The organism is Flavobacterium chungangense LMG 26729 (genome assembly GCF_000735715.2).
Lineage (GTDB): Bacteria > Bacteroidota > Bacteroidia > Flavobacteriales > Flavobacteriaceae > Flavobacterium > Flavobacterium chungangense.
In genome coordinates this window covers 203,422-230,165 of record NZ_JASY01000003.1, presented here as the reverse complement: position 1 = coordinate 230,165, position 26,744 = coordinate 203,422, and the positions used below count along the sequence as shown (strand labels likewise).

At 33.7% G+C, this 26,744-nt stretch carries 23 protein-coding genes; 7 read left to right on the top strand and 16 right to left on the bottom strand.

The annotated features are described in order from the left end of the window. Positions 1-23: 23 nt before the first annotated feature. From JE46_RS08750 to JE46_RS08740, 3 genes are all read right to left on the bottom strand, one after another. The gene (locus tag JE46_RS08750; RefSeq protein ID WP_031454892.1) at positions 24-392 is read right to left on the bottom strand and encodes a response regulator transcription factor; all 369 of its coding nucleotides are present in this window, start codon (positions 390-392) and stop codon (positions 24-26) included. A 497-nt stretch (positions 393-889) separates the two neighbouring features. Continuing rightward, entirely contained in the window at positions 890-1,654 is a 765-nt protein-coding gene (locus JE46_RS08745; RefSeq protein WP_031454891.1) for a TIGR02757 family protein, read from the bottom strand. Positions 1,655-1,761: 107 nt separating this feature from the next. After that, positions 1,762-2,427 carry an ABC transporter ATP-binding protein gene (locus JE46_RS08740; protein WP_031454890.1) on the bottom strand — a complete coding sequence of 222 codons (666 nt, stop codon included), beginning with the start codon at positions 2,425-2,427 and terminating at the stop codon, positions 1,762-1,764. A gap of 185 nt (positions 2,428-2,612) precedes the next feature. On the opposite strand from JE46_RS08740, the gene JE46_RS08735 reads away from it, so the two are divergent. Further along, complete coding sequence (locus tag JE46_RS08735) at positions 2,613-2,903, top strand: hypothetical protein (protein ID WP_031454889.1); 291 nt, start codon at positions 2,613-2,615, stop codon at positions 2,901-2,903. A gap of 62 nt (positions 2,904-2,965) precedes the next feature. Here the strand turns inward: JE46_RS08735 and JE46_RS08730 are convergent, their stop codons facing one another. From JE46_RS08730 to JE46_RS08700, 7 genes are all read right to left on the bottom strand, one after another. Next, the gene (locus tag JE46_RS08730) at positions 2,966-5,734 is read right to left on the bottom strand and encodes a T9SS type A sorting domain-containing protein (RefSeq protein WP_236010726.1); all 2,769 of its coding nucleotides are present in this window, start codon (positions 5,732-5,734) and stop codon (positions 2,966-2,968) included. Between the two features lie 390 nt (positions 5,735-6,124). Then, positions 6,125-6,427 (bottom strand): DUF6787 family protein, encoded by a 303-nt coding sequence (locus JE46_RS08725; protein ID WP_031454887.1) that lies wholly within the window; start codon positions 6,425-6,427, stop codon positions 6,125-6,127. 33 nt (positions 6,428-6,460) lie between these two features. Further along, positions 6,461-6,898 (bottom strand): DUF6146 family protein, encoded by a 438-nt coding sequence (locus JE46_RS08720; RefSeq protein WP_031454886.1) that lies wholly within the window; start codon positions 6,896-6,898, stop codon positions 6,461-6,463. Between the two features lie 88 nt (positions 6,899-6,986). Then, a complete protein-coding gene (locus JE46_RS08715) occupies positions 6,987-7,541 on the bottom strand; it encodes a DUF937 domain-containing protein (protein WP_031454885.1) in 555 nt (184 codons plus the stop codon). Positions 7,542-7,645: 104 nt separating this feature from the next. Then, positions 7,646-8,596, bottom strand: coding sequence for a D-2-hydroxyacid dehydrogenase (locus tag JE46_RS08710; protein WP_031454884.1), 951 nt, complete (start codon positions 8,594-8,596; stop codon positions 7,646-7,648). Positions 8,597-8,777: 181 nt separating this feature from the next. Next, complete coding sequence (gene serC, locus JE46_RS08705; RefSeq protein WP_031454883.1) at positions 8,778-9,848, bottom strand: 3-phosphoserine/phosphohydroxythreonine transaminase; 1,071 nt, start codon at positions 9,846-9,848, stop codon at positions 8,778-8,780. A 94-nt stretch (positions 9,849-9,942) separates the two neighbouring features. Continuing rightward, positions 9,943-11,013, bottom strand: a complete 1,071-nt coding sequence (locus JE46_RS08700; protein WP_031454882.1) for an acyl-CoA reductase — start codon at positions 11,011-11,013, stop codon at positions 9,943-9,945. A gap of 137 nt (positions 11,014-11,150) precedes the next feature. On the opposite strand from JE46_RS08700, the gene JE46_RS08695 reads away from it, so the two are divergent. Both JE46_RS08695 and JE46_RS08690 read left to right on the top strand, forming a co-directional pair. Beyond that, positions 11,151-11,501 carry a 4Fe-4S dicluster domain-containing protein gene (locus tag JE46_RS08695; RefSeq protein WP_031454881.1) on the top strand — a complete coding sequence of 117 codons (351 nt, stop codon included), beginning with the start codon at positions 11,151-11,153 and terminating at the stop codon, positions 11,499-11,501. Between the two features lie 169 nt (positions 11,502-11,670). Continuing rightward, positions 11,671-12,834 (top strand): peptidase associated/transthyretin-like domain-containing protein, encoded by a 1,164-nt coding sequence (locus JE46_RS08690; RefSeq protein ID WP_031454880.1) that lies wholly within the window; start codon positions 11,671-11,673, stop codon positions 12,832-12,834. Between the two features lie 52 nt (positions 12,835-12,886). Here the strand turns inward: JE46_RS08690 and JE46_RS08685 are convergent, their stop codons facing one another. Continuing rightward, positions 12,887-15,622 carry a TonB-dependent receptor gene (locus JE46_RS08685; protein ID WP_031454879.1) on the bottom strand — a complete coding sequence of 912 codons (2,736 nt, stop codon included), beginning with the start codon at positions 15,620-15,622 and terminating at the stop codon, positions 12,887-12,889. 294 nt (positions 15,623-15,916) lie between these two features. On the opposite strand from JE46_RS08685, the gene ychF reads away from it, so the two are divergent. The 4 genes from ychF to JE46_RS08665 all read left to right on the top strand — a co-directional run bounded on the left by ychF (position 15,917) and on the right by JE46_RS08665 (position 19,720). Further along, complete coding sequence (gene ychF / locus JE46_RS08680) at positions 15,917-17,011, top strand: redox-regulated ATPase YchF (protein WP_031454878.1); 1,095 nt, start codon at positions 15,917-15,919, stop codon at positions 17,009-17,011. A 336-nt stretch (positions 17,012-17,347) separates the two neighbouring features. Continuing rightward, on the top strand, positions 17,348-18,025 hold the full coding sequence (locus tag JE46_RS08675) for a TIGR02117 family protein (protein WP_031454877.1): 678 nt from the start codon (positions 17,348-17,350) through the stop codon (positions 18,023-18,025). Between the two features lie 7 nt (positions 18,026-18,032). After that, positions 18,033-18,707, top strand: a complete 675-nt coding sequence (locus JE46_RS08670; RefSeq protein ID WP_157505894.1) for a hypothetical protein — start codon at positions 18,033-18,035, stop codon at positions 18,705-18,707. 98 nt (positions 18,708-18,805) lie between these two features. Further along, positions 18,806-19,720 carry a YihY/virulence factor BrkB family protein gene (locus JE46_RS08665; RefSeq protein WP_031454875.1) on the top strand — a complete coding sequence of 305 codons (915 nt, stop codon included), beginning with the start codon at positions 18,806-18,808 and terminating at the stop codon, positions 19,718-19,720. A gap of 44 nt (positions 19,721-19,764) precedes the next feature. On the opposite strand, the gene JE46_RS08660 is transcribed toward JE46_RS08665, so the two are convergent. The 5 genes from JE46_RS08660 to JE46_RS08640 form a co-directional block, all read right to left on the bottom strand. After that, complete coding sequence (locus JE46_RS08660) at positions 19,765-21,345, bottom strand: cytochrome-c peroxidase (protein ID WP_236010725.1); 1,581 nt, start codon at positions 21,343-21,345, stop codon at positions 19,765-19,767. 274 nt (positions 21,346-21,619) lie between these two features. Next, a complete protein-coding gene (locus JE46_RS08655) occupies positions 21,620-23,098 on the bottom strand; it encodes a PhoX family protein (RefSeq protein ID WP_031454873.1) in 1,479 nt (492 codons plus the stop codon). 161 nt (positions 23,099-23,259) lie between these two features. After that, positions 23,260-23,889 (bottom strand): 3'-5' exonuclease, encoded by a 630-nt coding sequence (locus JE46_RS08650; RefSeq protein WP_031454872.1) that lies wholly within the window; start codon positions 23,887-23,889, stop codon positions 23,260-23,262. A gap of 2 nt (positions 23,890-23,891) precedes the next feature. Continuing rightward, entirely contained in the window at positions 23,892-25,805 is a 1,914-nt protein-coding gene (locus JE46_RS08645) for a DUF294 nucleotidyltransferase-like domain-containing protein (RefSeq protein ID WP_031454871.1), read from the bottom strand. A gap of 144 nt (positions 25,806-25,949) precedes the next feature. Next, on the bottom strand, positions 25,950-26,723 hold the full coding sequence (locus tag JE46_RS08640) for a TerC family protein (protein ID WP_031454870.1): 774 nt from the start codon (positions 26,721-26,723) through the stop codon (positions 25,950-25,952). Positions 26,724-26,744 lie beyond the last annotated feature (21 nt).

The window sequence follows — 26,744 nt, the reverse complement described above, 5'->3', positions numbered from 1 at the left end:
GAAACTAATTAATTTTTGAAATGCTAATTCAGTATTTTTTTTATTCTTATTACTAATTCATGAGGGCTAAAAGGTTTACTCATAAAATCAGTAGCGCCCAGATCAAATGCTTTAAGTACTATTTCTTCTTGCCCGGCTGCCGAAAAAACAATAATTGGTGTTTGTAAATTCAATTTGTTTCTTACATGACTTATTACTTCCAGTCCGCTAACATAGGGCATCATAATATCTGTTAAGACTAATTCCGGACGATATTCTTCTATTAATGTAATTGCCTGTTTTCCGTCTATAGCTATTAAAAGTTCGTACCCTTCTTTTTCTAATCTAACTTTCAATAACAATGAGAGTACTGAATTGTCTTCGGCTAAAACTATTTTTTTAGAGCTGTTCATTTTGTTATGAGTATTAAACCAGGTTTGTAAATTAGTTTCAAAAATTACAATGAAATTGATTTGTAGTTTTAAATAGACCAGTCTTATCTAATAAATTAATTTATTATCTATACAGACTAAATGAGGAAAACATTATTTTCTTTAAAAAAATAAATTTGGAGGAAATTATATTAACCAAATATAATCTATTTTTATTTAACAATATCCGATAAAGTGCTAAAAAACAACGTTAAAATGCATTTTTTATTTTTAAAACAAGTTTGTTATAGCGATATAACAATGAGTTTTTGATTTAGAAAACGTTAATTTCCAAATCAGTTTTTTTAATAAAATAAATACAGGGATAGTTTTTTTGATTATGAAGAGCAACAAAGCCTGAACATTTCGAAAAATAACTGTAATTCGTAATAACGTTACTTTCAAAATATTCTTTAATGAAATTCAGGACTATTAAGTTTGATATTCTTTAATAAGTTTTCCGAATATCAGGGATTGAGTTAAAAACCTTCGAAAACACCTAAGCCAAATAAGGCAAAATCATATTTTACAGGATCAGAGGAATCCATTTTGCGGAGTTTATGGTCTAATTCGGTCAAGGCTTTTGCGTCATTTTGCTTTCGGTTAAGTAATCCTAATTTACGTGCTACATTTCCGGAATGGACATCTAAAGGACAAGACAATAAGGCTGGAGAAATGCTTTGCCAGATTCCTAAATCAACTCCTTTTGAATCTTGACGGACCATCCATCGTAAGTACATATTGATGCGTTTTGCTGCCGAATTATTAAGAGGATCCGAAACGTGTTTTTTTGTTCTTGGCAGATGGTCAATTTCAAAAAATATTTTTTTGAATTCATGAATGCTTTTTTGCAGGCTATCCTCTTCCTGATGTTTTGCAAAAACAGTTTCTAAGCCATTGTGATTTTTATAAATATGCTGTAATCCTTTGATAAAGCCTGCAAAATCTTTTCCGTTAAACGTACGATGAACAAAATTTTCTAAGCGTTCTAAATCCGAATCAGAATGTGACATTATAAAATCGTAAGGGGTATTGCCCATTAAATTCATCATCTGATGAGCATTTTTGATGATCATTTTTCGATTTCCCCAGGCAATCGTTGCACTTAAAAATCCTGCGATTTCAATATCTTCTTTTTGGGTAAAAAGATGCGGAATCTGAACAGGATCACTTTCTATAAAGTCGAGATTATTATACTGTATGACTTTTTCGTCAAGAAATTCTTTGAGTTCTTTTTGCGTCATGTTTAAAATGAATGTTTTGTTATTATGATGCCTGGGCCAGTTGGGAGTTGCATCCTTTTATGGTGAGGTTCGCCAAAAAAGATAGAGCGTACAGCTGGAAACTGCTCCTAATTACTAATCTGTCCATCGACCATGACCAATTTTCTGTCGGCCATATTTGCCAGTTCCTCATTATGTGTTACGATAACAAATGTTTGTCCGAACTCGTCACGAAGCTGAAAAAACAATTGATGCAAATTTTCGGCAGAGTGGGTGTCCAGATTTCCGGAAGGTTCATCCGCAAAAATTACATCGGGTTTGTTAATTAAGGCTCTTGCTACAGCAACACGCTGCTGTTCTCCACCTGAGAGTTCGCTGGGTTTGTGATTAATTCTGTGCGATAATCCTAAATAGTCCAATAGTTTTTTAGCTTCTGCTTCTGTTTCTGAGGGTTTTTTACCTGCAATATATGCTGGAATGCATACGTTTTCCAGAGCTGTAAACTCAGGTAAAAGCTGATGAAACTGAAATATAAAACCTAAATTGAGATTTCTGAATTTTGATAAAGCTTTATCGTTGAGTCCTAAAATGTTTGCTCCGTTTATGGTAAGAGAGGTTTCTGTATTTGTTTTTTCAGGTTTGTCTAAAGTCCCTAAAATGTGCAGTAAAGTGGTTTTTCCGGCACCTGATGCACCAACAATTGAAACAATTTCCCCTTTTTGAATATGTAAATCAACTCCTTTTAAAACTTCAAGCTTATCGTAGAATTTATGTATGTTTTTTGCGTGTATCATTTGGAAACTGTTTTTACAAAGAAACAAAGATTCTGCCGATATTGAAATGTGTCGTAACAGAATTTTATGAATCTGATTTATCGGCATGTTTATTGACATGGGAATTTAGAAATTAATTGAATTAATAAAATAATTTATGGTGGTTAAATTATTTTTAATTTTAGTCGTAATTTAAATGTCATATTATGCAGGATTTAAAGGTTGTTGAAGATAACAGAATACAGAAATTAATAATTGGGCTAGTTCTGGATGGAATTGGCACGATTTCATTTTCGATTCCGCTTTTAGGAGAGTTTTCAGATATAATCTGGGCCCCGATTGCAGCTTTTATCATGTCCAGAATGTACAAGGGCAGAGTGGGGCGGGTAGCTGGTATTTTGACTTTTGTAGAAGAGATACTTCCGTTTACTGATGTGATTCCATCTTTTACGATTACATGGATTTATACTTATTTCTTTCAGAAACAAAAAGAATGATAATAATAAATGGCAGCTATTAAGCTGCCATTTATGTTAAAAACTAAAAAACAAACTTAAACTTATTGAACTACAATCTTTTTGCTATGTAAAACTTTTTTTGTTTCCGGGTCAGAAACTTTTATAATAAAAACACCTTTTGATTTTAAATTGATGTTTTCCTGACTTTTTCCGGTAATGATTCTTCTTATTACTTCTTTGCCTAAAATATCAAATACTTTAAGTTCTGCATTGCTGCCGTCATTTTCCATCAAAACAGAAAATGAACCGTTATTCGGTACAGGCCAAACCGTAAATGCGGTGCTTTCTTTATTTGATTTTTCTGTGGACAAGTTAGAGCTATAGCCACTAACGATATTAACTGTGCGTGTCATAATTGCTCCTTCATTATCAGTAACAGTAAAGTCAAAAGAACATAAACCAGTTGCGTTTGGGGTAAAACCTGCAATATTTCCATTAAGAGTAACATTTCCGTTAACAGCATTAGACAGCGAATAGTTAACTCCGTTTGTAAAACCTCTTGATAGTTTCTGTAAATCAACATCGACTTTATTTCCTGTTGGAGAATCGTAATGAGGAAGAGACATCCATTGTAAATATTTGTCTAAATTGGTATATCCGTCTAAGTCTGTATCAGTATTACTATCTGAAAAATCTCCTGTACCTGAATTTACATTTGTACCTATAATTGTTTCCCACCAATTTGGTAATCCGTCCTGATCTGTATCCCAGTTTGCGTCTCTGACAATTTCAGGGTATGTTTCGTATCCACCAACATCAGATTCGTTATCCGGGAATCCTGGTTTGTTGGTTACACTTCCTCTGTATGTGTAAGTTCCGTTTAATGTCTCTGTGATGATTCTTTCATCATGCGCATCAAATTCAGGTTGAATGCACCCAACATCTGATAAAACAATTTTATAGGCGGTTTTTGCAGATTGAGTAGTTACGTATGAAGGAAAAAATGGTGTGTTGACAAAATTGTCAAAAGTATTGGTCGCTCCGTTTTTATAAGTAGATCTTCTTCCGATTGTTTGATTGCTTTCGTCAAAATAGCCAGGCATAACATTTCCATTAAAATAACATTGTTGCATTCCTTTTCCGGTATTTTCGTTATCCGCACTAAATGCAACAAATATTTTGGAACCGGCACCAGGCTTGTAATAATTGTTTACAAAATTGACTTCTTTGGTTCCTCCATCAGTTGTTCTTCCTCCCCAATTATAAACTACATTATTAGTTATGTCCATTCTGCCGGAATAAAAACCATTGCCATCTAATCCGCCTCCTAAACTCCAATTACGGCCATAATTATGTGCCAATAAGTTATGATGAAAACTTCCAATATCACCACCGATGGTTGCTGCATAACCATGTTCAGTACCAGCAGGATAATTTTCATGCCCTGCAGCATTTAATGCTTCAGATATTAAGGTTCTTTGTAATGTGATATTTTTTCCTGAACGCGAACTAAAAGCCTCGTCAATTGTCCAGCTGATGGAACAATGATCAATGATACTATTATCAGCACCGGTTAATCCCATTCCATCAAAAGTGGATCCTCCTCCTAATCGAACTCTTATATTTTGAACGATAGCATCATTTCCTGTTATTCCGAAAGGTGCTGTGCGAATACAAATTCCTTTTCCCGGAGCCGTTTGCCCGGCAATAGTTACATAAGGCTGACTTGAAACCAAACGAGAATTAAGCTTAATGATTCCAGATGTATTAAAAACAATGGTCCTCGGCCCAATATCGTTAGTAACAGCTTCACGTAAACTTCCTGGACCACTGTCATTTAAATTGGTAACGGTAACAACTTTTCCGCCTCTTCCACCACGGGCAAAACGGCCATATCCTTCTGCGCCCGGGAAAGCAAGCTGGGCAGGGCGAAAGCGCCACACATCACCTTTTACAACATCATTATTTGCTAAAACTTCATCTACACGCCAATAATAAGTGGTTCCTGTATATAATCCATTTACCTGATAAGAGGAGTTTTCTTTGGTTTGATTTCCTTTGAATTGAGATGATGCTGTTGTTGCTGACTGTACCGAAACCACATCTGTTCCAAAATAAATATTTTGAGAAACTGTACTGGCAGAAGCAATCCAGGATAATGTTTTGTTGCCTGAATTAAGTTCAACATGCTCATTATTATGTAAAGGACTAGGATTTGTTGCTTTCAGTGCAATATTAGCAGTGTTTAACTCAAAACCGTTAATCATTACGTTTTTTTGGGTTTCGTTTCCAGAAGTTTCGGCGGCAAAAGTTATAACAACGTCAGTGTTTGCTGTAGCTTGAAAATTTAGATATGTCGATGTAGCATCTGAGGTTTTTGTAGCTCTAACACTCGGAATTAAATTGTCCACAACCAGATTACTATCAATTGTGATATCAATAGGACTAAAACTTATTGTTGGACTGTCGACAGCATTCAAGTAAACTAATAATGTATGGCTTCCTGCGGGCAGACCGCTAATTTTTAATTCTATTTTTGCGCCTTTGTTCGCAGGATTTACAGGATTTGAAGAAATATCTTTTACAGTAAGTCCATCGCAGACTAATCTGGCATAATACGGAGATAGTATACCTGCTTTGTACCAATTGGAACTTAAAGTCTCTCCATTATTTCCTAATTTAGATACTGTAAATTTTATTCCGTTAATAGTTTTTGATTCAGTAAGATTAGGCGAGGGGTCTTGACTATTAGGTGCTCTTAAAGACCATGAAGTATAATCAGGATCACTTACTTCGGCAGATTGTCTTCCTATTTGATCAAAATCAATTTTTACTACCGGATTTTGAGCGAAAATTTTTGTCGTTGACATTGTAAGACACAAAATTGCCATTACAAATTTCATTGTATTGTTGAACATTATGATTGGTTGGTTTAAGTTAGTAAAGAATTAAATCTTCATCGTAAAGTTTTAAAATACTTGAAATAAAACTGTCCTGTTCCATCCTGTTCTGGTAATGTATTTTGTATGATATAGCTATTATTTTTTAATATAATGCATGTTTTGTATTAAAAAACTAAGGATATTCTTTGGGTTTGGTGTGAATACAGACAGGTAATGTTCTTTTTTAAAACTACAACTGTTCTGTATCTAAAGAAGAATAATAGTACAGATGAGTCAATAAAAACAAGTTTATACAGATGACTATTTTAGTTTGGTGGCAAGTAACAAGTAGTCAGATTGAACTATAGCGTGAAAAAATTAATCTTTAAATAAAAAACCAAGCCCCATACTTTTAAGCATTTTCTTTTCGAAGTTCCAAAAAAAACGAAATTGTCCAAATAAAGTTCCTATAGCAACTAGTAGAATTTGATAAATAGGGAAAATAATTAATAACCGAATTAAAGTAAACCAGCCCCCAAAATCTTCTTTAGTTATATTTAATAATTCACAAAAAGGTCTGGACAGCCAGGCAGATGCCGATCCGGTGATGGCAAATACGATAAATATAATAACAAGTTGAAAATTTGAGGTAATGCCCCAACGTTGCTTTAATCTGTTCATTATTTGTTTGTAGTGATTACAAATATACTAACATTATCGTTGTGGTACATATCCGGCGAGCTTTTGTTTGAAAGTATTTTGAAAATAAATCATATAGTTATATATCAGGTAGTTTACTTCGTAGCCATACTTTATATGTGGCTGATAATCGATAGTCATTTCATATAAATTCGGATTGTATCGCTGAGGCTGTAAAACACGGCTGTTCCATTCTGTTACATACATCAGGTTTTTATTTTCCAGATAAGCTAATGAATAATAATTTCTTGGTAATGCCTGAGAGGCAAGCCAGAAGCTAAATCCGTTATCAATAATAATAACTTCATATTCTAAAGAATCATTTGCAATCCGAACGGTATCGTTTACTGCTATTTGTGATGTAGGATCGTTTATAACAGTCTTATTCTTAGAAGATGATGAACAGGCAATTACTGTAAATAAAACTCCGAGTATGTAAATTAAACTTTTCATAATTTAAAATTACGAAAAAATAAGAAGACGTTTTTATTATTTAACAAAAGCCATTTGCAGTTAAGTAAACGGCTTTTGTTTATTAAATCTATTTTTTGAACAGCCTGCCAAAGAAGCCGCTAAGGCCGCCACTTTTAGCAATAACCATTACATCACCAACATCTAATTTTCCGTCAGCGTTTTGATCCAGGCCAAATTGTACTCCATATTTTGAAATCGTATCCATGATATTTGAAGCCTGACCACTGTTTCCGGAAATGGCATTTACAATATCAGAAATTTGAAAACTTCCGTCTTTTGGGTCTTTTGCCTTGTTAACCAAAGAATTTAAAACTTGCGGAATAAGGGTTCCTGCAACATTTGAAGAGGTGTCAGTGTTTAAACCAAATTTTTCACCAAGGTTTCCAGATAATTGTTGAGTCAGTTGCTGTACTACAGGATTTGAACTGTCAATTGTTTTTTCCTGAAATAAACCAGCTAATTGTTCAACACCTCCTTCAGAAGCTATTTTTTGTAATCCCGAAAAAATAGAGTTTCCTGTTTCTTTTATTACTTCTTCATTATGCTTATTTGGAACGGCATTATTTTTAACAACAGCTTCTTCTCCGAATTGTTGTACTAACTGAGTTAATTGGTCTAACATGATTCAAGGTGTTTAGATTAGACTCAAATTTAGTAAAAAAAAGAAAAGGGATTTATTAAACGATGTTAATAAATCCCTTTCGAAATATTTAATTATTTAGCTTCTTAGCTCAATAAAGTAATAATTTGTGAAGCTAACTCAGTACCAATTCTATCCTGAGCTTCTCCTGTTGCAGCTCCTATGTGAGGAGTCAACGAAATTTTAGAGTGCATTAAAATGGCCATTTCAGGTTTTGGTTCGTTTTCGAAAACGTCTAATCCTGCAAATGCTACTTTTCCGGCATCTAAAGCTTTGATTAAAGCAACTTCATCAATAACACCTCCACGGGCACAGTTTACGATTCCAACACCATCTTTCATGATTTCAAATTCTTTTTCACCAATGATGTAACCATCCTGAGCAGGAACGTGTAATGTAATAAAGTCTGATTCTTTTAATAATGATTCGAATGATTGAGGAACGATCGTAGTCGTAATAGACTGACCATCAAAAAACTCTACTTTTACATCAACTGAAGGAATAAAGCCATCAGCAGCAATAACTTTCATACCTAAACCAAGAGCCATTTTTGCAGTAGCCTGACCAATACGGCCAATACCAACAATGCCTAAAGTTTTACCTCTTAATTCAGTTCCATTTGCGTAGGCTTTTTTCAAACCGTCAAAGTTTGAATCACCTTCCAAAGGCATATTTCTGTTTGAATCATGTAAAAAACGAACACCAGAAAGTAAGTGTCCAAATACCAATTCAGCAACAGATTCTGATGAAGAAGCAGGTGTGTTAATTACGTGAATTCCTTTACTTTTAGCATAATCAACATCGATATTATCCATACCAACACCACCACGTCCGATGATTTTGATACCAGGACAAGCATCAATAATATCTTTACGTACTTTGGTTGCACTACGTACCAAAACTACGCTTACATTATTTTCGTTAACAAAATTAGCAACTTGTTCCTGAGCTACTTTTGTAGTTATAACTTCAAATCCACCTTTTTCTAAAGCTAGAATTCCACTTTTAGAAATTCCGTCATTCGCTAATACTTTCATTTTAGTTTATGTCTTTGCGAGGAACAAAGCAATCTCGTCCTCAAATTAATTTTCTTTTTTTTTGTTTAGAAGCTAATTCCCGCTATTCATTTCAATCTTTTATGTTTTAAAGAAAAACATAAAAGGATTTCCATTTCTATCGGGGCTAGGGTTCCGGTATTCAATTGATATTTTTCGGGAACTAAACTTTAGTTTCCAAAGCTTTCATTACATCAACTAAAACCTGTACGCTTTCGATAGGCATAGCGTTGTAAATAGAAGCTCTGTATCCACCAACAGAACGGTGTCCAGGCAATCCTGAAATTCCGGCTTCTTTCCATAATTTATCAAACGTTTCTGTATGATCAGCATTTGTAAGAAGGAAAGTAACGTTCATGTTAGAGCGATCTTCTACAGCTGCAGCTCCTTTGAATAATGGGTTTCTGTCGATTTCATTATAAAGTAATGCTGCTTTTGCATCATTTAATTTTTCAACAGCAGCAACTCCGCCTTGAGCTTTAATCCATTGCATAGTCAATAATGAAACGTAAACAGAAAAAACAGGAGGTGTATTGTACATACTTTCTGCTTTGATGTGTTTAGCATAGTCTAACATACTAGGAATTGCTCTTCCGTTTTTGCCTAAAATTTCTTCTTTTACTACTACAAGTGTAGTTCCTGCAGGACCCATATTTTTTTGAGCTCCGGCATAGATTAAATCAAATTTAGAAAAATCTAAATCGCGTGAAAAAATATCAGAACTCATATCGCAAACAACCGGAATATTGGTTGTAGGGAATTCTTTCATTTGAGTTCCAAAAATAGTGTTGTTGCTGGTACAGTGAAAATAATCTGCATCAGCCGGTATTTGGTATCCTTTTGGGATATGGTTATAATTTTCTTCTTTTGAAGAGCCTACAATAACAGTTTCTCCAAAAAATTTAGCTTCCTTAATGGCTGCTGTCGCCCATGTTCCTGAATCTAAATAAGCCGCTTTTCCATTCTCTTTCATCAGGTTGTAAGGAGCCATTAAAAATGCTGTACTTGCTCCACCCTGTAAAAACAAAGCCTGATATCCTTTGCCTGTAAGGCCTAATAAGTCTAAAGCCAATGCACGGGCTTCATCCATAACCGCTACGAAATCTTTGCTTCGGTGCGAAATTTCAAGAATTGATAATCCTGAATTATTAAAATCTAAAACTGCTTTTGATGCTTTTTCAAAAACTTCCTGAGGTAAAATACTTGGTCCTGCGCTGTAGTTGTGTTTTTTCATGGTATAGTTAAAAGTCCAAATTTTAAAAACGCAAATTTCGGGAATACGAGCCGAAAAACCGTTAAATTATTCGCAATAATTATAAATTTTTAACCTATGTTATTAACAAAAACGATATAGTATCAATATTGTCTGCGTAATCCCATAATTCCGGAGTCTGGGTTTTGCCAAAAGAAATACTGTTTTTAATCAGATTATTGCTTACAATGCATTGAATTTGCTCAGCTTCAGCTTCAAGGCGGTTTTGCAAATCTTCTATATTTTCATAAAATTCGTAAAAAACACTCGAAATAGGGGAAGCATGACTTGTATCTTCTTTGATAGTCAAAAAACCATTGTCGAGTAATTTGAAATTACTCATTAAAAAAACAGCCTTATTGTAATCGTAATTATTGGCGTATTTTTCATAATGAATAACATCCTGATATTTAAAAATAGCTTCAAAAAAAGCATCAAATTTATAATCTTTAGGAACAAAAATCTTCGAAACATTACGACATCCCAAACCGAAATAACGAAAAATATCCTCGCCCAAAGCTTCTAAATCTTCTTTCGTTTCCTGACCATTTAAAACGGCAACTGAATTTCTGTTTTTACGGATAATGGATGGTTTGTCTTTAAAATAATATTCAAAATAACGTGCTGTATTATTGCTTCCGGTCGCGATTACGGTGTCAAAATTTTCTAATTTTCCTTCCACGAAAGTGATCTTGTCTTTTAGACTTTGATCAATAAAAATTAAATATTTGGCTAAAAACGGCAATAAATGCTGATCATTTGAAGAAGTTTTAATCAAAGCTTTATTTCCTGTAATCAAAACCGATAAAAAATCATGAAAGCCTACCAGCGGAATATTTCCGGCTAAAATTAAAGCTACTGTTTTTTCTTTTTTATTGTTTTCAGAAAATTCAGATTCATAATTTGAAAGCCATTTATCAATATTTTCTTCAGTCAAAGCATCTGCCCATGATTTTATAGCGAAATATACTTGCTCAGGTGTATACCATCCGTTGTGTGACTGCGAAAGCTGAATAAGTTTTGTAAAATCTTCAAAAAACAAATCATTACCTAAAACCAATTCATTACGGGTATTTCCTTCTTCTGAAAACTGACTCAAAAACCGGCTCAGTGCTATAAAAGATTGTTTTTTTTCGTTTTGTAACATAAGTAATTTGTTTATGAAAGGTTTTGATTGTAATTTTGCACAAAAATAAGCTATATTAAGTTATAAGGCAAAGCAGAATAAAATGTTTGGCATTTTTTGTAAAATCTTATAATTTTTAACCCGTAACCAAGAATAAAATGGCAATAATTATAACCGATGAATGCATCAATTGTGGGGCTTGTGAACCAGAGTGCCCAAATACAGCAATTTATGAAGGAGCTGATGATTGGAGATATAAAGATGGAACAAGTCTTTCAGGAAAAGTAATTTTACCAGACGGAACTGAAGTTGATGCAGACGATGCGCAAACCCCAATTTCTGATGAAGTATACTATATCGTTCCTGGAAAATGTACAGAATGTAAAGGTTTTCATGATGAACCACAATGTGCTGCTGTATGTCCGGTTGATTGTTGTGTGCCAGACGATAATCACGTAGAAGATGAAGAAACCTTGTTGAACAGACAGGCGTTTTTACACGGAGAATAATATTTAGCATTAAGATGTAAAATCCTGATTTTTAAAAACTCAGGATTTTTTTTTATTCCAAATTTTCTTATTTTGAAAAACATTACTCCTTTGATTTTTAATGTTTTATTTTTTAAATGTTAATTTATTAATCAAAAATTAATACTTTCGTTGAAAATTTAATAAACTCATGAGCAGATTAGTACTATTATTAGTTCTTTTTTTAAATTTAAATGCCTTTGCACAGGAACAAGAGTATTCTATAATTGTAAAAGATATAGAAACGTTAATGCCTATAGAAAACGCAACGGTACTTATTATGAAAACGAAGCAGACTTTGATTACTAATAAGGACGGAAAAGTAACTTTTCTGTTAAATGGAGCTTCTAATGTTCAGGTTTCTGATACGGATTATGAAAAACTGACACTTCGATGGGTTTCTTTAAAAGAAGACCAATTTGTAGTTTATTTAAAAAGCAGCCATAATAAACTGGATGAAATCGTAGTTTCAAATGAAAACCCTCAAAAAACCCTTCAAAAAATTGTTTCTAATTCAAGGCAAAAATTAGCCTCTTCTTATCGGTTAAAAGTATACGTAAGAGAGTTTTTTATGTTAAATAATAAATACTCTTATTATAATGACGGACTGGTAAATTTTCAATTTTCTGTTAGCCAGAAAAAAGCAACTACTACGTTACTGGTAGAGCAAAACAGGTCTTACGGGTTGTTGGAAAAAGATATCAGCGCCGATTTAATGGGCTATAATTTGAATAATATTATGGAAAATTATTCCAATTTAAAGTATTTTGATCCGCTTTTGGATTCGAAAACAAAAAAGGAGTATAGTTTTACAACCAAAGGACATCCCAATAATAAGAACTATTATATAATGTCAGTAACGCCGTTGGATAATTCAAAAACTGCCTTGGATACCTACGAAATTATTTACGATCCTGAAAAAAAACTGATTGTAGAATTTAGTGTTATTATAGTACCTGCTAATCTTGCTGAAATTCAGGAGAATGAACAAATTGGTTCTCAAAACATCACAAAATCGTCTGTAAGGGTTAATTACAGGATAGATGGTTTAGACTATTATCTATTGACTGCAAATGAAGAAATAGGGTATGATTTGGTTTTAAAAGAGGAGATAAAAAATATTCAGGTTAGGAATAGTTTTATAACAACCAATTTCAACAGACAAAATTTTACGTATAAAGAAAGTGATGTTTTTAAAGAAAAATCACTTTTTAATAAAAAAAATAAAGTGCTGACTAAGTATTGGGATATATCCGGATTTACTGCTACTGATGAAGAAAAAGGAATTATTGATTCATTAGAATTTAAATTATAAATAAAAAATCCTGAGTTTTACTCAGGATTTTTTGTTTTTGTTTGTAATTTGGTTAAAAATTAAATCCAAGTCTTGCATAGTAGTAAGCACCATTGAACCCCATTTGCACCGCATCCCAATAACCACCGGCTTCAACCCAGTCATCTTGCTGGTCAGGGTAAACATTTAATAAGTTATTAGCTCCAATGCTTAACTTAGTAGATTTACACAGTTTAAATCCTAAAGTCAAATCCGTCACAATTTTTGCTCCGTAAGTATCTGTAGCAGCTCTTTTTTGGTTTGAAAATACCTGTTCATCGGTTTCAGAAGGGCTAGTTCTATAATCTTCCGGATCTTCATCCATTTGATAATCTAGTAGTTTTACTTCGCTGAACCTGGTAAATGCCAGTCCTGCATCGAACCATTTTCTTCCATAGTTTAGGTTCAGACCAAATTTATTTGGCGGAGCAGAGGCAAGTAAAAAGGCTTTGTCACGTTCTCCAAAGAATGTTTTTTCGTCTAAATCACCATTTTTCACCTTATCAATTTTCATATCATTGATGTTCCCAACCAAAGTTGCTCCAAATCGATTTTCGTTAATTGTTTTTTTCCATGCTAAAACTACATCAAGTCCGGTTGTTTTTGTATCTACTCCATTTACAAAAAATTGTGCTTTATCTACATTAAGTCCTAAACCTGAAGCATCAAAATACCCCGTCAATACAATTCTGTCTTTTACATTAATTAAATAACCATCTACAGTTGCGGTAAAATCTCCAAAATTGGCCGTTAAACCTAAAGATGCGTTTATAGCTTTTTCTTCGTTTAGATTATCAATACCAAAAGCTTTCGTTACAGGGCTGTTGTTGGGAGAAAGCAATACTTCTGTAGCACCCCCGGAGCTGAAATTTGTAAACCGTAAGTTATAATAAATTTGGGCTAATGATGGTGCACGGAATCCTGTACTAACAGAACCTCTTAAATTAATATGATTAGTAAGCATGAGCCTTGAGGCTAATTTTCCGTTTATAGTACTGCCGAAATCACTGTAATTTTCAAAACGGACAGCACCGCTTACCATAAAAGATTTAGTAAAATCTAATTCTGCGTCTGTATACAATGAAAGATTAGTCCGGCTTTTGTCAACAACGTTATTTGGACTATAGCCAGGAAAACCTTGCGAACCCCCGGGTCTTGAAATTGTTGGTGAAGAATCTGGATCAGTTGGGTCATATTCTGGATTTGGAATAGTAGGAGCACTTTGATTCGCAGGGTCTGTAATAGGTCTTCCGTCAGTATCATAAGTTGCATAAGAACCTTCCTCTCCAGCAAAAATATTGAATTTTTCTGTTCTGAATTCTGCTCCAAAAGCAAGATTTAATCCATCAAGAACACTTTCATAATTCTTTGAAATGTCAAAATTGGTGGTGTTTTGTGTTAAGCTGTGCCCACCGGCATCAAACTCAGTTGGAGAAGCTTCAAGTAAAGAAGCATTGATAGTTCCTTTAACGTAGTAATGAAATAAATTTTTTCCAAATGTATTGCTAAAGTCAATTTTCCATCCGCTGGCAGTTTGCGTCCTGATTCCTGCTGCAAATGAATTATCTATTATATTAGACGTGATTCTTGGTGTGTAGCCACCAGGATATACTTCTTCTACAACTCGTTCTCCATCATTTCGGGTAAAGGCATAAGCATCTGTATCTCTGTGATTTTTTCCGCCAAAGGCATAAAATTCAGTTTTATCGGAGATTGGGAAAGCTAAATTTCCAAATAAGTTAAAACTCTGAATTGCTGCTTCTCCAAAACCTTTTCTAAAATCAAAGCCTGGACGCAAAGTTTTATTCTTATTCAAATACTCAGTAGAAAAATTTGCATAACCGCCTTTATCTCCTATAGAAACACCATAATTAGCAGTTACTTTTACCGATCCTCCGTCAAATGCCTGATCTTTTCCGAAAGTATTTCCATTGCCGTTTTGATCTAATCGGTAACCATCAGTATTTGCAGTACCTTCAGGAAAATCTCCTTTTGCATTAGTATTGTAAACGCCATAAGTTACAGATCCTGTAAATTCATCAACAGTATCATTCAATACAATATTAATAACTCCTGCAATCGCATCAGAGCCATATTGTGCGGCAGCACCATCTCTTAAAATTTCAATTCTTTTAATTGAAGAAGCCGGAATTGCATTTAAATCAGTTCCTGTATTCCCACGTCCTCTTGTTCCGAATAAATTTATAAGAGACGATTGATGTCTTCTTTTTCCGTTAATCAAAACCAAAGTCTGATCTGGTCCCAGACCTCTTAAAGAAGCCGGATCAACATGGTCAGCTCCATCTGATCCTGATTGTTTATTGGCATTAAATGAAGGAGCTACATATTGTAATAATTCATTGATTTCAAGTTTTCCGCTCTGTGTTGTAACATCTTTTACATTAATAACATCAATAGGAACAGCTGAATTCACAACAGTTCTTTTAGTATTTCTGGAGCCTACAACTACAACATCATTTAAAATCTGTCCACCGTTTTCATCCAGAACAATATTGAGATTATCACCCGAAACTACTTTTTCTATTGTCAAGAAACCGACGTAACTAAAAATTAAAGTTGCGTCTTCTTTTACTTTAATACTATATTTTCCTTCGAAATCAGAAGAAACACCGTTGGAAGTTCCTTTTTCAACAATATTTACTCCCGGCAAAGGATTGCCTGTTTTGTCTTTTACAATACCCGTGACTTCTTTTTGGGCAAAGAGAAAAGCTGTATTCAGAAATAATAAAAATAATGCAATCTTTTTCATGGTTGATGTTTTTTTTTGGTTTGTTTTTCATTGTTTGTTTTTATAAAAATACAATTATTTAACAAAATATTAATAAAAAGTTTAAAAATTTTCTGACACCGCTTTAAAATTGTATTAAAGCACATTTTTACTTCACTCCCGAGGTATTAAATCTTATATTTGCAAAATTTTAAAGCCAAAAAATATCATTTTGGCAGAAACCAAAAAAATAAGTAGTTCGTAAAATATTAAGTTACAAGGATTAATGTTGTACATAAACATTAAAAGGCCGAATAAATAAATAGAAACAAACAGATGAAAGCAGGAATTGTAGGATTACCAAATGTTGGAAAATCAACATTATTTAATTGTTTATCTAATGCAAAAGCGCAAAGTGCGAACTTTCCGTTTTGTACAATCGAACCTAATATTGGTGTTGTAAACGTTCCGGATCCAAGAATCAACAAATTAGAAGAACTGGTAAAACCAGAGCGTGTTCAAATGGCAACTGTAGATATCGTAGATATTGCAGGTTTGGTAAAAGGAGCAAGTAAAGGAGAAGGTCTTGGAAACCAGTTTTTAGGAAACATTAGAGAGTGTAATGCTATCATTCACGTTTTACGTTGTTTTGACAATGATAATATTGTACACGTTGACGGAAACGTAAACCCAATTCGTGACAAAGAAACAATCGATATCGAGTTGCAGTTAAAAGATTTAGAAACAATAGAAAAACGTTTAGAAAAAGTAAAACGTGCTGCAAAAACCGGAAACAAAGAAGCGCAGACTGAAGAAGCTTTATTGAACAGAATTAGAGAAGCTTTATTACAGGCAAAATCGGCGAGAACAATTATTCCTCAGTCAAATGATGAAGAAGTTCTAATGGAAGGTTTTCAGTTAATTACTGCAAAACCGGTTTTGTATGTTTGTAATGTTGATGAAAGTTCTGCAGTAAGCGGAAACAAGTATGTAGATCAGGTTCGTGAATTAGTAAAAGATGAAGATGCTGAGGTTATTATCCTTTCAGTAGGAGCAGAGGCTGATATCACTGAATTAGAAAGCTATGAAGAGCGTCAGGTTTTCCTTGAAGACATGGGATTGACTGAGCCTGGAGCTTCCGTTTTAATTCGTGCAGCTTATAAACTGCTAAAACAACAAACTTACTTCACTGCTGGTGTAAAAGAAGTTCGTGCCTGGACCATCAACATTGGAGCAACTGCACCACAGGCAGCAGGAGTTATCCACACTGATTTTGAAAAAGGATTTATTCGTGCAGAGGTTATCTCTTATGATGATTACGTTCAATACGGTTCTGAGGCAAAAGCTAAAGAAGCAGGAAAATTCAAAGTTGAAGGAAAAGAATACGTAGTAAAAGATGGAGATGTAATGCACTTCCGTTTTAACGTGTAGATTTTTAGAGAATACTATAAAGAAGAAAGAGAATAGAGGAAACTGCTGGAGAGATTCAGCAGTTTTTTTATGTTTAAAATTAAACGCATTCAATGTCAGGCTGAGCGGAGTCGAAGCCCCGCAGGAAGCTCCATAAAGTATTGCCAATCTGTGGGTAGGCTTCGACTTCGCTCAGCCTGAAAATCTAAAAAAAATCTGCGTAAATCCGCTTTTTCGCAATAGTGAATCTGTAGAATCTGCGTACCATTTCGCAAAAAAAATAAAAACTAGTAAAACTTTGGCTCAAAAATTGGTTACAGAAAATCAACCAATAACTAAATCTAAAACCAATCAAAAATGCTAAAAAAAACTTTCAAATTTCTAGGCTGGACACTTTTCGGAATTTTCGCTTTCCTTGCGTTGTACATTTCATCAGTTCTTTTAATTTCAAAAATCACGGTCAATTCTGATATTGCTCAGGTCGAAGAACAAAATGCTGTTCCAATTTACATTCTCTCAAACGGCGTTCACACAGATATTGTAGTTCCCGTTAAAAATGAAATCAAAGACTGGCGAAACGAAATCCTGTTCGGCCAGACGCAATCAAAGGATTCTTTGATGAACTATATCGCTTTTGGCTGGGGAGATAAAGGTTTTTATCTTGATACGCCCGAATGGTCAGATTTAAAAGCAAGTACGGCCTTAAAAGCCGCATTTGGTGTAAGTTCGTCTGCAATGCATACCACATTTTTTAAACAATTAAAAGAAGGCGATGACTGCAAACGAATCCTGATTTCAAAAGAAAATTATCAAAATCTGGTAACTTATATTTCAGACAGCTTCAGTGATTCTCTTCATCCGCAATGGATTCAGGGTCACAGCTACGGAAAAAAAGATGCTTTCTATGAAGCAAAAGGCAGCTACAGTCTTTTTTATACCTGTAATACCTGGGCAAATAACGCATTAAAAGCCGCAAACCAAAAAGCAAGTTTATGGACGGTTTATGATAAAGGGATTTTTTGCCACTATAAATGATTTTCCTATGAAAAAGTCAATTTTAATTATAGCAGTAATAGTATCAATAATTTCTTGTAAAAAAGCAGATGCCTATGCTTGTGCTGATTGTGTGAATTTATATTTTGAAAATCCTCAACCAGATAAAGATTCTGAATTAGATCGTTTTCCAAATAAATTTAGAGGATTGTATATGAATAATGATTCGACTTTTATTAGAATTGAAGAAAGCAGAATCTTAAAAGAGTACTTTTATAAATTCAAAGTTCATAAGCTCACATTAGACTCAACAAAGTCGGAATATGATATCGTTGATGGAAAAATTGTAACAAAGGAAACGAAAGATAAATTTGATGTGTTTTCAAAAGGTGATTCAGTAGAATTAATTCAAAAACAGATTGATACTTTGTTTCGGTTTTCCCTTTATCAAAAAGCAAAACGAATTGATAGACAATTGATATTAAGTAGAAAAGATTCTATATTTTGGAATATTCAGTTTCTTTCAATTGAAAAAAACACATTAAAATTTAAGAACCTTTGTGAAAGAGAAGATCTTAAAAAACTTGATTCTGTTACTAAAGTAAAAGGTAAAATGTTGGACTCTACTTTTTATCTGATTAAACCAACAAGAAGCGAATTCAAAAAGATTTTAAAAATTAAAAATTTAGGATTCGATCAGGAATATAGAAAGGTTTCTAACTAAAGTTACATGGTAAAAATGTAAAATTCAATTAAAAATCAGGAATTAGGGATTTTTGATTATTGCTTAAATTTGAGTGAATATCAAAAAAAAATCGGTAAATGAATAATCAAAATTTTTTTTCGAAATCCTGGTATCTGCTAAAAAGAACGTTTTTAGAATTTATAGAAGATGACGCTATAAAATTAAGTGCTGCTTTATCGTATTATACTATTTTCGCATTACCGCCATTATTAATCATTATTATAACCATTTGTGGTTTCTTTTTTGGTGAAGAAGCTGTAACAGGGCAATTATACGGGCAAATAAATGAATTGGTAGGTAATGATGCTGCCAAACAAATCCAGGAAGCTATAAAGAATGTACAACTTTCTGATAGTAATGTTTTTGTAACTGTTTTTGGAGTTATTATGCTGCTTATAGGGGCTTCCGGAGTTTTTGCTGAAATTCATAGTTCCATTAATTATATCTGGGGATTGCGTGCGAAACCCAATAAAGGCCTTAAAAAGTTTGTACAAAACAGACTGATGTCGTTTTCTATGATAGTCTCAGTAGGTTTTCTGATGCTGGTTAGTTTAATGCTCAATGCTACTTTGGATATCTTGAACGCCAGATTAAAAATTTACTTTCCGGAAAGTACAGTATATCTGTTTTATGTCATTAACATCTTAATCGTTTTAGGAAGTATTACGCTTCTTTTTGCTATCATTTTCAGAACACTGCCTGATGGAAATATAAAATGGAAAGATGCTTTTATTGGTGCCGGATTTACTTCAATCCTGTTTATGATTGGTAAGTTTGCTATCGGATTTTATTTGGGAAGTTCAACCATTGCAACGGTCTATGGCGCAGCGGGATCTGTTATTATTATACTGGTATGGGTTTATTATTCGGCTATCATTTTATATTTTGGAGCTGAATTTACAAAAATCTATGCAAAAACTTTTGGAGGTAATATTTCTCCAAATGATTATTCTGTCGAAATTAAGAAGGAAATTTTAGAAATTCCTAAATAAAAAAACTGGGTGCATTTTTAACACCCAGTATATTCATTATAAAATTATTGATATCTTTTATCAGTAAGGGTTTTCATAAACGTTACCAAAGCAGATTCTTCTTTTTTATTCAATTTTAATTCATCAAAAGGAAGGGTTTGATTTTCTACTTCATAACCAAGACCTTGTCCACCTCCTTTATTGTAAAAAGAGACAACTTCTTCTAAAGTTTTAAAAACTCCGTTGTGCATGTAAGGAGCTGTAACTGCAATGTTTCTAACTGTCGGTGTTTTAAAAGCACCTTTTAGCTGAGGCATTTTATTATAAATGTAACGTCCTAAATCGGTACTTAATGATTTACCGGAAACTTCATTTGGCGTTCCAATTACTTCATGTTCTGTTTTAGAATAACTAGGGGGAACAGTTCCGTTGAATAATGGTGTGAAGTGACAAGTGGCGCATTTTGCTTTTCCCATAAAAAGATTCATTCCCTCAATTTCCTGATTGCTGAGACTTTTTTTATTTCCTCTCATATATTCATCAAATCTCGAATCAAATGAGTTTAAAGAACGTACATAACTCGCAATTGCGTTCTGAATTTGCCATTTTTCAGGTTTTGTGTTCTTTGGATAAGTCTTTTTAAAGAGCTTTATGTAATCTTTGTCCAATAAAATTTTAGCATGAATATTATCCATTGAACCATGCATTTCGTCTTTATTCTGAATTACATCTACACTTTGTTTTTCCAAATCCAGTTGGCGCATATCCCAAAACTGGGCATTTTGTAATGATGCATAAGTCAGTGTAGGTGTATTTCGGATTAAATTTGATCCGGTTAGCGAAAGATTTGTTCTTAAGCCATCTGTAAATGCTTTCTCAGGGTGATGGCAACTGGCACAGCTTCGATCGTTGTTTTTGGAAAGATTTTTGTCATAGAATAATTTTTCTCCTAAAATAGCTTTATCTGTAGAGAAATTGTAATCTTCTGAAAGGACAAATGCATTCACATCAAAAGCATCCTTGTCAAACAAAGTCCCAATATTGGATTTTAACACACTGCTTTTTTTGACATTTTTAATGTTTTCTTCTTTCTGAAAACTTTTAATTTTTTTTGAAATGGGATTTAAGTATTCTGTTATAAAAAAAGCTCTGTTGAAAGCATTGAAATTATTATTCTCTTTACAATAATTATTGGCTTTAAGTGCTGTTTTTTTTATGTCTGCCAGAGATTTACTGTTAGCATTTATTTTTTCGAGTGATTCCGGAATTACAATTAAACTTTGACCCGCTTCCGGGATTGAAGATTGTAAAATGGGACTGTCAAATCCTGTAATTCCTAAAGCAATGATTCTGAAGATATTTTGCTCAATAGCATCTAAAACGTAATTGTCGCTGATTGCAATAACTTCAAAAGTACTGGTGAGCAGCTTGATATTTGATTGAAATATATTTAATTCCCGAATCAGGTTTTCTTTATCTTCGGTTTTATATTCAGGATAGATCATTTCTTCCATCACCTGAAAACCATGCGGTTCAAAAAATCTGTTTTCTTCAAGTTCCATTTCATCTAATGCCGGACCGTTCATAAATCGGGCCGTTTCAGGAATAAAATATTCAATTGCCCATTCGACTTTTTTATAAGCCATTCTGGATTTTTTAAATTGTTCTAAAATTTCTTTTTGGGATGAATTATTTGTTGCAAGCTTTTTAAACTGCAAAATTTCATTATTTAATTTCGTCAGATCAATTAATAAATCCTGCTTAATTGAAGGTTTTGAAACCTCATTTTTTTTACATGAAAATAACAGACAAAGTGTTATAATTAGAAAAGTTAAGTGCTTTAATTTCATAATGGTATTGTAATAGAAACAACCCTTATCACAAAAATAAGAGTTGTTTTATATAAATTAGAAGAAGCTGTTATCGTTGAACGTTTCGGATAATTACAGTTTGTCCACCTTCTTTATTTGTGCTCACTCCTGAACCATCTGCATTTTTGAATGCATCATTTTGCCATGTATGAGGATGAATATTTAACGTGAAAGTATTCGGGATACCAATAACATCAGATATATCTTCCATTGCACCATATTCCCAGCTTCCAAATCTCATTTCACCAGATTGATTGTATGTGCTATTCCAGTAAGTATCATTTCTTTTGTGGTTCATGTTTAACCAAGGTTTATTGGTTTTTTTAGCAATATTATATTGCCAGATATAGGAATCATGTTTTGCATTACCATAATAGCTGTCCCCATCTTCCTGAATATAAACGTAGTTTTCTGTTACACAAAGGTTATCAGGATTGATAACACCAGTTCCAGGTGTAGAATCTCCTTCAACAACTAATTCAAGTTTTCCTTTTAATGGATCTTTTGCATCCAATACTAATTTATATACTCTTCCCCACATTGTGTAACCTTCTACAGGATCAGTGCCATTTGAAGATTGTCCAGTAGCGGTAAAATAAACTTCTCTGTTGTTTTTTGCTGATCCTTTTCTGTAATCAATGTCTTCAACTCTTGAGAAACGTATTGCTTTTAAATTATTTACCGTTGTATTAATTTCAGCTCCTGTAATGTTTTTGGCATTCGGAATTTCAACAAATGATACATCGAAAGAATTTCCGATAGTCATAGTAGTCTCTACCTGAATGTCATCATTTCTTTTTAAGGCGTATAATTTTCCGTTATTTAAATCTCCTACAGTAGAAACATACATAATTACCTGACCGGCACTTGCATGAGAAGTAGCGTAAGATTGATCTTCTCCCATTATAATGACAGTTTTACCAGGATATGCTTTTTTGGTTAGCGGAACAGCGTTTTCCATACTTGCTTTTCCTAAGGCAGGTAAAACCCTGTCTTTTCTGTTTTTATCTGTTGCTGGTGCAAGTGGGTTGATACCGTGAACCATACTTTCCTGTCCGCTTTCTCCTGCGGTTAAAAAGATAGGGCCAAAGCCATGAATTTCAGGTGTAGCCAAAGTTGCAGAACAAAGTCTCGTTTGTCCTCCAACAGCATCAACGATATAATCTCCTTTTACAGGTTTTAAAGTTTTGTCAAAATAAACTCTTGATACAGATTGTATGATTTCATGGTTAGTAATCATTACAAAACCATCACCGCTCGGATCTTTCATAAAACCGGCTCCATCGGGCTGCCCAGCATAAATAAATGAAGGACTCTCCGGTAATACGTCTGTTGTTGAGATTAAAGTTGAAATTTCTAAATTTTCGAAGCCTGGCTGGGCAAATACAAAAGCGGGAATATTTGATTTAGTAGTAAAATCAATTTCTTCATTTATTTTATTGCTGTCATTATCATCATTCTGACAACTAATTACAGAAAACCCTGTAATTCCAAGTAATGCAATGGATCTTAAAAATTTAAATTTCATAACTGTTTTTTTGTTTTTTTGATTGAAGCAAAGCTATCTCCGAAAAACAAAATGTATGTTATGTTAAATTTTTCTTATTGCTAATAAATGATAAGAGATATATTATGAAATAGTTAAAATGTCCAAATAAATGTAAATTTAAGTTTCATAAAATATCTTAATTATTTAAAAAGCTGATTTAGAGAAACCTCTTTTTTCTCCCTCAGCTTTTTTATAATTTTTAAAAAAGCGATGGCTGTAATATAAGCATCTCCCAATGCGGTGTGCCGGTCTTTTTTTGAAATATCAAATTTATCTGCCAGATCATCTAATGAGTAATGGTCTTTTCTTTCAAAGAGATGAGATTTTATTAAGGTTTTTTTATACAAAACTCCGGTATCAAGTGCTTTGTTTTTTAACTCTGGATAACCATTTCTTTCAAGCGCTTTATTAATCATTGTGATATCAAAATAAGCATGATGTGCAATAATAATGGCATCTCCCAAATAGACTAAAAACTGTTCCAAAGCTTCTAATTCTGAAGGGCGTTTTACAACAAAATCTTTCAAAATACCATGAATCTGGGCAGTCGACTCATCATAATGATCCTGTTCTATATAAACTTCAAAACTGTCCTGAACTGAAATAGTGCCATTTTGCAATACGAGTGCTCCAATACATAAAATGCGGTCGTTTGTAAAATCAAAACCAGTCGTTTCAGTATCGAGAACGACAAAACGTGTTTCTTCAATAGTTACGTTTTCATCGAAAAAATTTTCTTCTTCCTTCTGCCAAAAATTAAATAGACTCATTCTTATACAATATTAGAAACATTAAAACGTACCGAAATTAATTCCTGAAGCTCCTTGATAGTTTTAAAAGTCCTTTTCAGTTTTATTTTTTCCATTTTCGAAAGGGATTCCAAAGCAATAAACTGCCCTGAATCATGATGTAAAAGCCCTTGTTTGGTCCTGAATTTCAATAAAGCCTTAAATGAATAAGAGCACGATAAATAAAGTTCGCTGTTTTGAGGTTCCAGTTCAGCCAGTTTTTCAAAACGTTCCGCTGTGTTGCTGATAGATTTTACCGAGTGCGATAGAATTAGAACCCTTGCAGCATCTGTCAGAGGCATTAAGGCTCTTCTTTTAATATCGAACTGATCTTTGTTGGCACCATCCTGTTCCACTAAAAATTGTCTGAAAAATCCGGTAGGAGATGGACTCTGCAAAGCACCACTCACCAAATGAACATAAAAAATAGGATTGGCTTTTACATTTTCAAAAATCGAATCGGATAATTGATCTACAATTTCACGATTGCCATATTTTACGCTATAATCAAAAAAGATAAAAGACAAAAGAACCTCATTCTTACCCGGATTTTTAATCCAGTACGCGACCTGATCCTTCCATTCGTTCAGACTCATACACCATTTTGGATTAGAGGCCATCATTTCTGCAGGGCAATATTCGTAACCAATAGTAAAAAGCCCTTTGTTGATGTACGTGGCCAGTTTTAGAAAATAGGCTTTTGTTTCATCCTTAAAAACTTCGGAAACGTTTTCATATACAATCGCATTATCCTGATCGGTATGTAGCATTTGCTCGTCACGTCCCTGGCTTCCGAGTGCAAGCCATGTAAATTTCACAGGGGGAGGCGTATTCATTTTTTCCAGTGAAATATCTATGACACGGGTTACGCAGGCATCATTTAATTCGGTTATGATTTTAGTAATCAGTGTCATCGGGATATTCTGGTCTAGATATCCCTGCAATAACTGCATGATTCTGGCTCTGATTGGCTTGATTTCCTTAACTTTTGTGGTTCTTTTTAATGCTTTGATCAAAACTGCCGGATTATTTCCCAGCGAAACCATAAGGTCGTGTTTAGACAAAATACCAACCGCTTTTGTATTAACAGTTCCGTCTTTGGTTAGACACAAATAGCTTATATTACTTTTAATCATCGCCATTTGAGCCTCGGTAACCGTCATTTTTTTGGAATACGTAATGACAGGAGACGTCATAATCGTTTCGGCTGTTGTCGTAATAGGGTAGTCGCCTGAAACAATTTTGTTACGCAAATCTTTATCCGTAATAATTCCGATTGGGAGCATCTCATCTACAATTAATATCGCTCCGACTTTTTTCTTGGTCAGTATTTTAGCAATTTCTTTTGCCGTGGTTGATGGTCCGCAGGTAACAATCTTTTTTGAAAATTTTATCGGCTGTAAGTCAAATATTTCTTTGTCGGTATTCTGTTCATGCTGCGCAATCACTTCACCGTACAAATTGTTTTTATGGACTTCTGAATAAGGATTTTTAGTATTCGAAGCATAACTTTCGATCAGGAAATTTCCAATCGCCTTATTTTCTAAAGCATAGGGCTTAAAAACGGCAATAGGTATGGCATACAGGATACTTTCTTCATAAGTACTGGCTTCCATAACATAATTTTCCTGTGCCAAAAGTGGTCTTAATCCAAAAATATCACCTTCATCACACATGTCAAGGGTTTTTTGATTCTTTTTAAGGGCAACCGCCCCTTTATGCACCACATAAAAAGAGTCATGTGTCTTTTCATTTTGAGTAAAAATCACTGAATCTTTTTCTTTATATATGATGGAAATCTGTTCGGATAATTTTTCAAGGTCTTTTTGATGCAGCAGATTAAAAGGAGGGAAGTGCTTCAAAAAATCGGCAACTCTATGCGAAATGGTATTTTTCATATTGGATTACGTTCTGAATTTAGAATTAGAAAACAGTATTGTAAAAGAAACAAATTTCAGTATCTATTCAAACTATATTTTTTGAAAAATCAGGTTTATTTGTGAAACAAAAAAGTTCCGCAAAGGGAACTTTTAAATTTAGACTTATGCTTTTTTCTTTCGGATTCGCATATTGATAAATTCAACAGCCAGAGAAAAAGTAATGGCAAAATACAAATAGCCTTTCGGAATAGCTCCAATGTGTTCACCAATCAGGGTTGCATTAGACAAATGCATACTCTCAGTAATTAGCATAAAACCAATTAGTATCAAAAATGAAAGTCCTAATATTTGTATTGATGGATTTTTATTAACGAAATTACCAACCGGAACGGCAAATAGCATCATAACAACTACCGAAATAATAACTGCTGTAATCATGATAGTCAGGGCACCTTCAACACCATTGGTCATGCCTACAGCGGTTAAAATGGAGTCAACGGAGAAAATTAAATCGATTAACAGGATTTGTACAATAACATTCGAAAAAGATTTCTTTGCAGCAGATTGGATGTTCTGTTCTTCTTCTCCTTTATGATCTACTTTTTCACTGATTTCTTTGGTACTTTTATATATCAGGAACAATCCTCCTAAAAATAAGATAATTGCCTGTCCGGTAAAATTAGCTTCGAGCCAGCCCCAGTGAATACTGAATACTGTAGCTTTCATGGCAATCAAATACGAGATTCCCAATAGCAACACAATTCGCATAAACATAGCCAGAAACAAACCAATCCGGGTTGCTTTTTTCCGGTCCTGCTCAGGGAGTTTTCCTGTAACGATTGAAATAAAGATGATGTTGTCAATTCCCAGAACAATTTCCAGAAATGTCAGGGTTAGTAATGCAATCCAGGCATCCGGGTTTAAAAATACTTCCATGTAAATTTTAATTTACATTCA

Excerpts from the sequence above, each read along its gene's own strand:
- JE46_RS08640 (WP_031454870.1), bottom strand. The coding sequence starts at position 26,723 with ATGGAAGTATTTTTAAACCCGGATGCCTGGATTGCATTACTAACCCTG.
- JE46_RS08715 (WP_031454885.1), bottom strand. The coding sequence starts at position 7,541 with ATGTTAGACCAATTAACTCAGTTAGTACAACAATTCGGAGAAGAAGCT.
- JE46_RS08710 (WP_031454884.1), bottom strand. The coding sequence starts at position 8,596 with ATGAAAGTATTAGCGAATGACGGAATTTCTAAAAGTGGAATTCTAGCT.
- JE46_RS08745 (WP_031454891.1), bottom strand. The coding sequence starts at position 1,654 with ATGACGCAAAAAGAACTCAAAGAATTTCTTGACGAAAAAGTCATACAG.
- JE46_RS08690 (WP_031454880.1), top strand. The coding sequence starts at position 11,671 with ATGAGCAGATTAGTACTATTATTAGTTCTTTTTTTAAATTTAAATGCC.
- JE46_RS08700 (WP_031454882.1), bottom strand. The coding sequence starts at position 11,013 with ATGTTACAAAACGAAAAAAAACAATCTTTTATAGCACTGAGCCGGTTT.
- JE46_RS08660 (WP_236010725.1), bottom strand. The coding sequence starts at position 21,345 with ATGGCTTATAAAAAAGTCGAATGGGCAATTGAATATTTTATTCCTGAA.
- JE46_RS08725 (WP_031454887.1), bottom strand. The coding sequence starts at position 6,427 with ATGAACAGATTAAAGCAACGTTGGGGCATTACCTCAAATTTTCAACTT.
- JE46_RS08730 (WP_236010726.1), bottom strand. The coding sequence starts at position 5,734 with ATGTCAACGACAAAAATTTTCGCTCAAAATCCGGTAGTAAAAATTGAT.
- JE46_RS08750 (WP_031454892.1), bottom strand. The coding sequence starts at position 392 with ATGAACAGCTCTAAAAAAATAGTTTTAGCCGAAGACAATTCAGTACTC.
- JE46_RS08670 (WP_157505894.1), top strand. The coding sequence starts at position 18,033 with ATGAAAAAGTCAATTTTAATTATAGCAGTAATAGTATCAATAATTTCT.
- JE46_RS08720 (WP_031454886.1), bottom strand. The coding sequence starts at position 6,898 with ATGAAAAGTTTAATTTACATACTCGGAGTTTTATTTACAGTAATTGCC.
- JE46_RS08685 (WP_031454879.1), bottom strand. The coding sequence starts at position 15,622 with ATGAAAAAGATTGCATTATTTTTATTATTTCTGAATACAGCTTTTCTC.
- JE46_RS08645 (WP_031454871.1), bottom strand. The coding sequence starts at position 25,805 with ATGAAAAATACCATTTCGCATAGAGTTGCCGATTTTTTGAAGCACTTC.
- ychF (WP_031454878.1), top strand. The coding sequence starts at position 15,917 with ATGAAAGCAGGAATTGTAGGATTACCAAATGTTGGAAAATCAACATTA.
- JE46_RS08735 (WP_031454889.1), top strand. The coding sequence starts at position 2,613 with ATGCAGGATTTAAAGGTTGTTGAAGATAACAGAATACAGAAATTAATA.
- JE46_RS08740 (WP_031454890.1), bottom strand. The coding sequence starts at position 2,427 with ATGATACACGCAAAAAACATACATAAATTCTACGATAAGCTTGAAGTT.
- JE46_RS08665 (WP_031454875.1), top strand. The coding sequence starts at position 18,806 with ATGAATAATCAAAATTTTTTTTCGAAATCCTGGTATCTGCTAAAAAGA.
- JE46_RS08650 (WP_031454872.1), bottom strand. The coding sequence starts at position 23,889 with ATGAGTCTATTTAATTTTTGGCAGAAGGAAGAAGAAAATTTTTTCGAT.
- serC (WP_031454883.1), bottom strand. The coding sequence starts at position 9,848 with ATGAAAAAACACAACTACAGCGCAGGACCAAGTATTTTACCTCAGGAA.
- JE46_RS08695 (WP_031454881.1), top strand. The coding sequence starts at position 11,151 with ATGGCAATAATTATAACCGATGAATGCATCAATTGTGGGGCTTGTGAA.
- JE46_RS08675 (WP_031454877.1), top strand. The coding sequence starts at position 17,348 with ATGCTAAAAAAAACTTTCAAATTTCTAGGCTGGACACTTTTCGGAATT.
- JE46_RS08655 (WP_031454873.1), bottom strand. The coding sequence starts at position 23,098 with ATGAAATTTAAATTTTTAAGATCCATTGCATTACTTGGAATTACAGGG.